Origin of the sequence: Clostridium sp. (assembly GCF_051650885.1) — a bacterium.
Taxonomy (GTDB): Bacteria; Bacillota; Clostridia; order Clostridiales; family Clostridiaceae; genus Clostridium.
Window position 1 is genome coordinate 1 of record NZ_JBOFRG010000368.1, and the last position, 6,968, is coordinate 6,968.

Annotated in this window: 7 protein-coding genes and 1 pseudogene; all 8 read right to left on the minus strand. The window is 25.2% G+C overall.

The features are described 5' to 3' along the window. The coding region (locus ACRC28_RS18970) for a DNA adenine methylase (RefSeq protein ID WP_438545021.1) at positions 1–509 on the minus strand (509 nt) is incomplete at its 3' end. An 80-nt stretch (positions 510–589) separates the two neighbouring features. Further along, positions 590–2,563, minus strand: a complete 1,974-nt coding sequence (locus ACRC28_RS18975) for an AlwI family type II restriction endonuclease (RefSeq protein WP_438545022.1) — start codon at positions 2,561–2,563, stop codon at positions 590–592. A 302-nt stretch (positions 2,564–2,865) separates the two neighbouring features. Then, positions 2,866–3,402, minus strand: coding sequence for a hypothetical protein (locus ACRC28_RS18980; protein ID WP_438545023.1), 537 nt, complete (start codon positions 3,400–3,402; stop codon positions 2,866–2,868). A 28-nt stretch (positions 3,403–3,430) separates the two neighbouring features. Beyond that, positions 3,431–3,904, minus strand: coding sequence for a hypothetical protein (locus tag ACRC28_RS18985; protein ID WP_438545024.1), 474 nt, complete (start codon positions 3,902–3,904; stop codon positions 3,431–3,433). Between the two features lie 373 nt (positions 3,905–4,277). Continuing rightward, the gene (locus ACRC28_RS18990; RefSeq protein WP_438545025.1) at positions 4,278–5,048 is read right to left on the minus strand and encodes a hypothetical protein; all 771 of its coding nucleotides are present in this window, start codon (positions 5,046–5,048) and stop codon (positions 4,278–4,280) included. 202 nt (positions 5,049–5,250) lie between these two features. After that, positions 5,251–5,934: a hypothetical protein gene (locus ACRC28_RS18995; protein WP_438545026.1), complete on the minus strand. Its 684-nt coding sequence runs from the start codon at positions 5,932–5,934 to the stop codon at positions 5,251–5,253. Between the two features lie 70 nt (positions 5,935–6,004). Further along, positions 6,005–6,313, minus strand: coding sequence for a MazG-like family protein (locus tag ACRC28_RS19000; RefSeq protein ID WP_438545027.1), 309 nt, complete (start codon positions 6,311–6,313; stop codon positions 6,005–6,007). Positions 6,314–6,367: 54 nt separating this feature from the next. Then, positions 6,368–6,968, minus strand: a pseudogene (locus ACRC28_RS19005) (NgoFVII family restriction endonuclease); the annotation flags it as partial.

The following is a 6,968-nucleotide window of genomic DNA, read 5'->3' on the forward strand; positions in this document are numbered from 1 at the left end:
TCATAATGCCCCACAGTATTTGCAATTTTATCTATGGCATATATTAATGATGTTATTAATATTGCTTTTTCTCTTTCATTTAAATTTTTTTGATTAAATTCATTTTCGATATTTTCTCTAATCCATCCTATTCTTTTGCAATTATCATTACTAAAATATGTATCACCAAAATTATGTGAAAAATAATTTTCACATAATTCACTTGCTTTTAAATTATTATATATCTCCACATATTTTATGATTTTTTCTTTATTAAATTTTTCTTTTCCAAAAAAACAATTATATATAACATAATTAGAATATAGAATATCATTAACGATAACCTTTTTTCCTTTACTTGCAAAATACTCCCCCACTATTCCTGTACCTGCAAATATATCCGCTACTGAATCTATTTTCTTGATATTTATACATCCTTCTATTTCTTTTAGAAGAGAATATTTACACCCTAAATATCTTCTATTGTTTATATTAAATTTCATTTTCACCATTCCATTCTTCATTTCCATTTTAAGCAACAATGCAACGTAAGTATATCAAATTTTTCTTTTTTTGTCACTAAAAAAGATAGTAGATTTTCCACTATCTTTTAAATTATCCTATTAATAAACTTTTCTCGCCAACTATTATTTATTCTATTTATTGAATCATCTTCAAATTCGTATTCTATCGCATTAAATATTTTGTCATACTTAATATCTTTCTCTAAAATTGATATTATTTCACTTATCTTAAATGCAACTATTTTTGTACCTACAGTAAATTTCCCTTTATTAAAAGAAGATTCCAAATTCAATAAATTGCATGTCCTAAATATATTTATAACATTATTATCCAATTCATTTGCAACAAAGATACTATATGCATTAATATTATTCTTCTTAGCTTTAATTTTCAAATTTACAGAATGTCTTACCACAGGCTCTAGTTCGCCTCGTTTCTGCGTATTTATATCCATTAACGTAGCCTCTAACATTAATAAATGTTTCTTATTTTTTTCATAATTAATAACTATATCTCCATCCCCTCCTGCAGCATGACTTAATGGATAATAATTACTATCTAATGTTAGATTTAAGCTTTCTAATAAATTAAACTGAAAATCTGATATATATAACCATGCTATTCCTAAAATATATTCAAAAATTGTTGGAACAGTGGTTTGATCAGTTACTATTTCAAAAATATTTTTATCATTTCTTAAGCTTATTTCTTCCAATATTTTTATAATTTTCTTCTTGCTGAATTCTCTTTTTACAAATTCATTGAAATCTTGTTCTTCTTTCTTTGCTAGATATTCTATTATGTTTAGTTTATTATCTAGTTTATACTCATTTTTTAATTTTGCATCAATTTTTTGTGTTTTATTACATTGTAAAATTTCATTTATTGTAATTATTTTAGAAATATCCTCAGTCTTATCATTTATTGTAATGTTTAAATAATTATCGATCTCCTTAAAATATTCTTTAGCATATATATTCTCTATTTTGATAACACTATTCCTAGTATTAAGTATTCCTGATATATTAAATATTCTATATGTCATATCCCTATATTCTTTTACTATATCTTCTCTTTTAGCTTTTATAAATACCTCTAAAAACTCATTTTTAAATTTTTCATCTTCATATTTTATTAATCCAACTTCTGAATATTCCTCTAAAAACTTTTCACAACTTAATTTCTTTTTTAAATTACTAAATATTGTACTGATATTAAATGCCTTTTTTATAATATCATCCTTCAAATATACTATTAATTTATCTAGTTCTTCTTGATTCTTCTTATCTACTTTATATCTCATTAACTGATTATAAAAATCAAAATATTTATCTCTACTTGTTGCTGTTTTTCTGTTATAAAAAATGCTTTTAAATATCTCTTCACTAACGCTTTTCCCTTTAGTAAATTGTTCAATGTCATATCTACTTGTATTATTTTCTAAGTTTCTATTGAAAAATTCTTCCAGAGAAATATTTCCATTTCTAACTTTTTCAAATTCACATAAAACTTTATTAAAGTCTACTTTACCTGATGATACTTGTATTATAGCTTCAAATTCTTCTTTTTCTAAATAATCATATTTATTTAAAATTTTTATTAAAAATACAAATGGATTAAATCCCAATTCAACATCCTTATCCCATATATATAACTTCAACAGTTGTCTTAAGAAAATTATATTATCATTTTTTAGATTCAATCTTCTTTCAAAATCATCTAAAATAATTTCCTTTTTATTTAGAAATTGTAGTCCAATATCTGTTAAATTTCTTTTTTTATCACAAAATCCCATTTTAAATAATCCACTAGTAAAAGTTCTTCCCATTTTTGCCATTTTGTCAACTTCATTAATCTCACTCGATATTTTAATATGACTATTTGTGCGTACACTATTATAATATCCAGCCTGAATATTAGCATTCCACTCATTAGCATTTTCCTCTTTCATCTCACTTAACTCACTTAATAAAATTCTATAATCATGCACCAATGCTTTTCTTCTAAAACTAGTATCTCCTAAGTTCCAAGTGATTGCACCCTTATCTATTTCAAACATATATTTTACCTCCTCTAATTCATATCATTTTATCTTTTAAAACAATACCAAATGTCTTAAACTTAGCTTGTTTATATTTTGGACTTGTCTATATTACTTCAATAAAGTCTAATTTTTTCATTTCGTTATCTCTCAGTTTATTCTTTAAAGTCTTCAAATATACCTTGTATTCTAAATCCACATCTATCTCAAGTTATAATCGTTCCTTTATCTTTAAAGAATAATTTGATTTTTCCTTGCACTAATTTATAACTTTAACTATTAATCTTTTATTAAATTAATCTATTTTTTATTATCTCTTCTTATTCTTTATCCCTAAATGTAACATCTTCTAAAAGTATTCCTAAATTTGTTTGAAATCCCAACCCCTGTTCTCTAGGCATTAATTTACGTGCCTCTTCTTCAACAAATCTTAATATCTCTAAAACCTCTGGTGCTCTATATTTAACATAACTTACTCTTCCTGCATATTCTTTAAACTCTTTTTTTCTTTTTTCTTGAATTTCTGTCTTCATTACTATTGTGTCATATGTCATTTTTTCTTTTTCTATTTCTCCATATTTCTCTTTCAGCTCACACTCTATTGAATATATTTCTTCTTCAAATTCTCCACAGCATGGACCAAATCCGTCTATTAAGCTACTTAATATACTTGCTATATCATCTAATTCATACTCTTGAGTTTCTGTTTCATATTGTATGAATATCATTTTTTTCTCTTTATCATATTTTATTTCTTCAATATCTTCCCAACCCATAAAAGCCATTTCTTTTGTAACTTCTTTTATTACTGTAATTGCTATTTCACTTAGTTCTTCTAATCTTTTTTCATTTGTCATTTTTTCTACCTCTAAATCTTATCTATTTTTATTCTTTAAATCCTATAAATGTACCCTGTATTCTTGATCCACCTATATCTAAAGTTATGCTTGATCCTTTTTTCTTTGTCTTTAGTGAGATTCCTATTTGTGATTTCACTGAATATTTTCTATGAAATACACTTTCTTTTCCATCTTCAACTAAGGATATTATTATTATTTCTCCTGTCATTAATCTTATTTCTGCTTTTTTCCCCACTAAACTTTTTTTAGACTCTTTCTGCTTTTTAGCTTCTCTCGCCTTCTTCTGTGCTTCTTTTTTTGCTATCTCTTTTTCTTTATCTGTCATCTCTACAAATCGTCCACACTGTAAACGCCCAACACATTTACATAAATAGGTTGGTGCCTTTAATAAGTTACATTTTCCATCCTTATTATATTTACAAAACTTTCTATGTACTCTTCCAGTTGGTCCAATATACTCTAATTGAGATGAGGTTCCTTGCATTTTACTTATTCCCATGTTTTTTCCTCTTTATGACTCTTAATTTTAAACTTTTTATATCAAATATCTATTCAGGAATTTCCTTCCTTTTTTGCTAATTTAATTTTTTTATCATCTCTAGCTTATTAATTTTATAATTAATCAGCACTTTTTTCAAACGCTCTACATTTTTCTCTAATGAATATTATACTTCTACCTCGCCTCTTCCTTTTTAATGCCACTACTTTCTAACTTTAACTATTAATCTTTTATTAAATTAATCTATTTTTTATTAATTTAATATTATATAAAAAGCTCATTATGAACTATCTTTTCATAATGAGCTTCTTTTGCTAAATTATATAGTCTTAAATAATTTAATTTTATCTAATCATTAATCCAAAATAAGTACTTAAATAGTTTCCAATGCTAAAACTTCTTCAATTACCCTATAAACATCCTCTTTCTTAACTACATATAACCCATACCCAAGATGAATACACTTTTCACATTTGAATCCATGAAATACCACAGAACATTTTTCTTCCGTTTCATTTTTTGTAGTTTTCGAACCATTTCCTACTTTCTTCCAAAAACCATCTGAATTTCCATCATTCCTTCTTACATAAATAAGGAAATCTATTTTCTCATATAAATCTCCTATTCTATCAGTTTCATAAACATCAAATACTCTATCATCTCTACATTTTGAATGACTTGCTAAAATAAGTTTGGTTCTGTACTCACTAAAGAATCCTTTATATGCTTGAAATAAATATTTTTTAAACATTTTATTTATATCAAATCCCTTTTCCTCTTTAAATTTAGAAAATATGAAATCTAATCCTCTCACCATATCACCATACTTACTTATAATATCTACTTCAACAGCTTTAACAAATTCATCGTATGTTTTAATTCCCACATCTGTCTTCACTAAATCTCTTAGTATAACCATCTTAACATCCTTCATCGGATAATTCTTCAAATCATAATTTCCAACTGCATAACATCCCGGCACATATATAGTCTTAAATTCTTCATCTAGTTTATCTACTATACTTTCATCAATCGGTTCATTCCATTTGATATAAAAATTATTTTTAAACTCGTTAAAAACAGCATACTTCCCCTTTAAATCATTCACATTTAATAATACTCCATTTTCTATAATTGGCTCCATTTTAATCTCCTAAAAAGTATTTATAAAAATATCGTATTCAATTGCAATTTATTTGTGACTATTTTAATAATTCTAAAATAAAAAGTGCCCTTGCAAATACAAAAGCACTTTTTGAAATCTAATTTTCATCTTTAAAACAAAATAAAAAAATCATCTATATAAGTATATTACTTATTTTTTCCTACATAATTACTTTAATTTTTTAATAACCCATTTTATATTCTCTCCACAATCGCTCTACATAAGTAAGTACTTTATGCTTACTAAACTCATTTTGCTCATCTACAAATAAATGTTTATACTTTTTTATTATTTTACTTTGAATTAATCTTATTGTATAATCTTGTCTCAAGCTTATGTTCGTAGAAATTTTAAATTCACTATCTTCCAATATATATTCTCTTAATCCAAGTAGCTCTTCTTCCTTACGCTCTTCTGCCTTTTCCTGTAATTCTTCTAAAACATCATTATAATTATCCAACATTTCATCAACATTCATTGTTGCTAAACTAGTATCTATCCATAAATCTTCATATTTTATTCCTATACACTGTTGACTATAATATGTCCAAATTTCTAATTCTACTGGTATACTAAAATCATATTTATCTAATTCTTGGTTATATCTTTCAATTTGTTCTTTTAATTTTTTTAGTCTTTTTTTATTTATATCCTGTTCTTCTAATATTTCTTCATTAATCTTAAATTCTTCTTTATCTAAAAAAGAAAACTTATAAAACACATTTGTAATATTATTTATTTTTATAAATTCCTTAAAACTTTGTTGCTTTAATGTTATCCCTATATCCTCATTTCTATTTTCTACTTCGAAACAATTTTTGCAAACTTCCATTTTAAATTCTAAAATTTGTTTTCTTAAATCCATTTTTCCCTCCACAAAATTAAATAATAATAATAATATATTTCACTAAAAAAGTTATCATTTAAAAGCATATTTATTTAACTTCCTCTAATATTATCCCTTCTTTAAATCCGCCTCTTTTATTCTTTTTCTCTATTCTTTTGTTTACTAGCTCTTCTTCTGTATATCCTAAGTTGTCTGCTAGTGCGAATAAGACTTCCATTACATCTGCTAGTTCTTCTAGGTTTTTGTCTTCTAGGTATTCATTTACTTCTTCTTTTAGTTTATTTTCTAGGTATTCTGTTTTTTCTGTTCCTTGTACTATTCTTGTTTTGCACTCTTTATTGTCTCTTTCTATTATTTCTGGTATTAAGTCTCTTACTAATTTATCGTATTTTTTCATGTCTTTTCTCCTTTATGTTTCCTAAATTAATTCTTCATTTTTAATTTCAAATTATTAATTCTGTCTATTCCTATAATATTCTATAACTCTCATTTTCACTGCATCTATGAAGTGGTTTTGCATCATTTTGTTTTCTTTATAAGTTTTGAATTTTTCTTTTATTCCAAAGATGGTTTTTTCTTCGTTTGTATAGAAAAATTCTGCTCCTGATTTTAGTAGGAAGTGTATTGGCATTTCTTTTGCTTTTTTTAGGTAGTCTTTCTTTTCCCAAGTTTCTATTTCTTTTGCTCCTTTTTTTCCTATTAAATCTTTTCTATTTATACTATTTGTATAGAATTTTTTCATTTTCTTGTAGATGTCTTCTTCATTTAGCTCTAGCTTGAAGTCACCTTCATTGTAGAACCCCATTAGAAGTGGCATTTTATATGTTTTTGCCATTATTGTTGTTTCTATATAGTTTAGTAGTTTAAATTCTTCACTTTCTAAAAACTCTTCTTCTTCTTTTGTTGTTTCTCCATTTTCTTTTAGGAATTCTAAGTAGTTTTTAAATGGATTGTTCTTTTTTGATTCTCTTGCTTTTTTGTATACCTCTTCATCTATACTTTCTATAAATTCTTCTCTGCTTGGTCTATATCCTAAGCTTTCTTTTATTGTG

Excerpts from the sequence above, each read along its gene's own strand:
- ACRC28_RS18985 (WP_438545024.1), bottom strand. The coding sequence starts at position 3,904 with ATGGGAATAAGTAAAATGCAAGGAACCTCATCTCAATTAGAGTATATT.
- ACRC28_RS18990 (WP_438545025.1), bottom strand. The coding sequence starts at position 5,048 with ATGGAGCCAATTATAGAAAATGGAGTATTATTAAATGTGAATGATTTA.
- ACRC28_RS19000 (WP_438545027.1), bottom strand. The coding sequence starts at position 6,313 with ATGAAAAAATACGATAAATTAGTAAGAGACTTAATACCAGAAATAATA.
- ACRC28_RS18975 (WP_438545022.1), bottom strand. The coding sequence starts at position 2,563 with ATGTTTGAAATAGATAAGGGTGCAATCACTTGGAACTTAGGAGATACT.
- ACRC28_RS18980 (WP_438545023.1), bottom strand. The coding sequence starts at position 3,402 with ATGACAAATGAAAAAAGATTAGAAGAACTAAGTGAAATAGCAATTACA.
- ACRC28_RS18995 (WP_438545026.1), bottom strand. The coding sequence starts at position 5,934 with ATGGATTTAAGAAAACAAATTTTAGAATTTAAAATGGAAGTTTGCAAA.